The 2,585-nt window shown below is 63.5% G+C and carries 3 protein-coding genes; 2 read left to right on the forward strand and 1 reads right to left on the reverse strand.

Annotation, left to right across the window (positions count from 1 at the left end):
• Nucleotides 1–7: 7 nt before the first annotated feature.
• A complete protein-coding gene (locus ESZ60_RS21765; protein WP_280634020.1) occupies nucleotides 8–130 on the reverse strand; it encodes a hypothetical protein in 123 nt (40 codons plus the stop codon).
• Nucleotides 131–320: 190 nt separating this feature from the next.
• On the opposite strand from ESZ60_RS21765, the gene ESZ60_RS21010 reads away from it, so the two are divergent.
• Together ESZ60_RS21010 and ESZ60_RS20465 are read left to right on the forward strand one after the other, a co-directional pair.
• Nucleotides 321–497, forward strand: coding sequence for a hypothetical protein (locus tag ESZ60_RS21010; protein ID WP_167620256.1), 177 nt, complete (start codon nucleotides 321–323; stop codon nucleotides 495–497).
• A complete protein-coding gene (locus ESZ60_RS20465) occupies nucleotides 487–2,556 on the forward strand; it encodes a recombinase family protein (RefSeq protein WP_134682486.1) in 2,070 nt (689 codons plus the stop codon). The genes ESZ60_RS21010 and ESZ60_RS20465 overlap by 11 nt, the downstream gene beginning before the upstream one ends.
• The last annotated feature ends 29 nt before the right edge of the window (nucleotides 2,557–2,585 follow it).

Here is a 2,585-nt window from a genome sequence, read left to right on the forward strand (position 1 = left end):
AGGGCCATCACCCGTTCATTCTGCCCATGTCGGGCAATTTGTTGAGGTGCATTACCGCTGGCACGCGCTTTTCGGCCGACAGTTTCGGGTCGAGCGTGTCGACCGACGTGCGTCCGGCCAGTTCGTCCACGTCGAGGTACTGCCTGGCGTATTCATGGTCGTGGCAGCATGGATGCTCGACCCAAGGGCTTGCGCCGGCATGGAACTTGGCACACCGCGCGTGTCACTCGCGGCCCTGTCAGATCTCGATGACCTTCTGAGTCGGCACGGTCTTCGGCGAAGCTCTTCCGGTGATCCCATGGCCGGAAAGGAACAGACCGATGCAATACCTGCCCATCAAGCCCTCATGCCCCAAGCAACTCCAGATGCAGTTCGACTCGAAGCGGTTGCGCGGGATGAGCCTTCAGGAGCGTCAGCAAGTGGTGACGTGCCTGGCCATTCTCCTGGCCGAAGCGGCGGGAGAAGGCGAGCCGGAGGGAAGCGGTGATGGACGGTGATCTCCTCCCGCCGGAGATCCTGCAGCGCAAGGCGGTGGTCTATGTTCGTCAATCAACCCAAGCCCAAGTCGAACTCAACACCGAGAGCCGACGACGGCAATATGAATTGGTCGAGGTCGCACGTCGTCGTGGTTTCCGGACCGTGGACGTGATCGACGACGATCTCGGCCGCTCCGCCAGCGGCATGGTCGCCCGGCCCGGCTTCGACAAGCTCGTCGCCGCCTTGTGCGCGGGGGAAGTCGGTGCCGTGCTCTGCTTTGACGCTTCGCGGCTGGCGCGCAACGGCAGGGACTGGCACCACCTGCTCGAATTGTGCGGGCTTGTCGAAGCGCGTGTCATCGACCTTGATGGCGTCTATGATCCCTGTCTGCCGAACGACCGCCTGCTGCTCGGTATGAAGGGCAGCATCAGTGAGTTCGAGCTCGGAGTGATCCGGGCGCGCATGATCGACGCAGCCCGGGCGAAGGCGCGTCGTGGCGAACTTCGGATCAGCGTGCCGGTCGGTTACATCTGGCATCGCGAGACCGGGCTCGGGCTCGATCCTGATTTCCGGCTCCAGCAGGTAATCCGGTTGGTCTTCGAGCGGTTTCGCCAGCTCGGCAGCGCGCGGCAGACGCATCTGTCGCTGACGGCAGAGGAGGTGTTCTTTCCGCGGCCTTCGGATGGGAAGCGCCTGACATCCTTCGACTGGACAGCGATCCGCTACCGCAATGTCATCGGCCTTCTGAAGAACCCTTTCTATGCAGGCGCTTATGTCTATGGAAAGAGCGAGAAGCGGATCGAACTGGTCGATGGGCGTGCCCGCAAGTCCTACGGCCATGGCAAGCCGGCGGAGGCCTGGGACGTGCTCATCCGCGATCATCATGACGCCTATATCGACTGGACGGAATACGAGCGGAACCAAAAGCTGCTAGCGGCAAACGCCTATGGACGCGCGGGCGGGCAGAAGTCCGGGCGTGGCGGCCGTGCCCTTCTCGCAGGCATACTGACCTGTGGGCGCTGTGGCCGCGGCTTGGCTGTCGCCTATGCGGGCGCCCCTCCGGGCCGTCCGACCTATCGTTGCGACCGACCCAATCTCATGCTTGGTCTGCCGCGCTGTCTCAGCTTCGGCGGATCCCGTGTGGACGCCGCAATCGCAGCGGAGATACTGCGTGTGGTCGAGCCGATGGCAATCGAGGCCGCAGTGGAGGCGGAGCGGATGCACAGGGAAGGAGAAGCCGAGCGTCGGCACGTGGCCGAACTCGATCTACAGCAGTCAGAATACGATGCTTCGCTGGCGGAACGGCGCTATGCCGCCTGCGACCCGGAGAACCGGCTTATCGCGGCTCAGCTTGAGAAGCATTGGGAGGCCGCATTGCGCCGTGTCGAGGCATGCCGGGCCCGCCTTGCCGCGACGGATACCCCAGACCCGACCGCGCCGATGCCCGACTTCGAGGGCTTGGCGGCGGACCTTTCCGGAGCTTGGTCGGCGCAGGGCGTCACGACCCGAAGCCGCCAGCAACTGGTCCGGACGCTGATTTCGGGCATCATCGCGGATATCGACGATGCGACACGAGAGGTCGTGCTGACTATCCACTGGCAAGGCGGTCAGCATTCGCAATTGCGGGTGCGCAAACCGAGGACGGGGGAGCATGGTTGCCAGACGCCTGAGCAGGCCCTTGTCGTGATGGAACGGATGGCGACGCGCTTTTCTGACACCAATATCGCGGCCACCCTGAACAGGTTGGGTGTGCGGACCGGACAGGATAAGACCTGGACCGCGCACCGGGTGGCCTCCATCCGCAGGGTCCGTGGTATCCACGCCTTTCGCTCGGCCGAGAAGGATGGCGCGTGGCTCACCATGCGCGAGGCCGCGGCAAAACTCGGGGTGACCAGCCATGCCGTACGACGGATGATCCAAGACGGGATTTTGCCTGCCGAGCAGGTCGTTCCGGGCGCGCCCTGGCAAATTCGGGCCGAAGATCTTGAGAACGATGACATTATCGCGGCCCTTCGGCAGAAAGGACGCCCGCGTCACGCCACCACCCGAGATCAACTTCCAATGTTTCCAGATACTTGAAGAAGAGGGGCACAATGAATCACCGCTCG

The sequence above is a fragment of the Paracoccus ravus genome, from assembly GCF_004522175.1.
GTDB classification, from domain to species: Bacteria; Pseudomonadota; Alphaproteobacteria; order Rhodobacterales; family Rhodobacteraceae; genus Paracoccus; species Paracoccus ravus.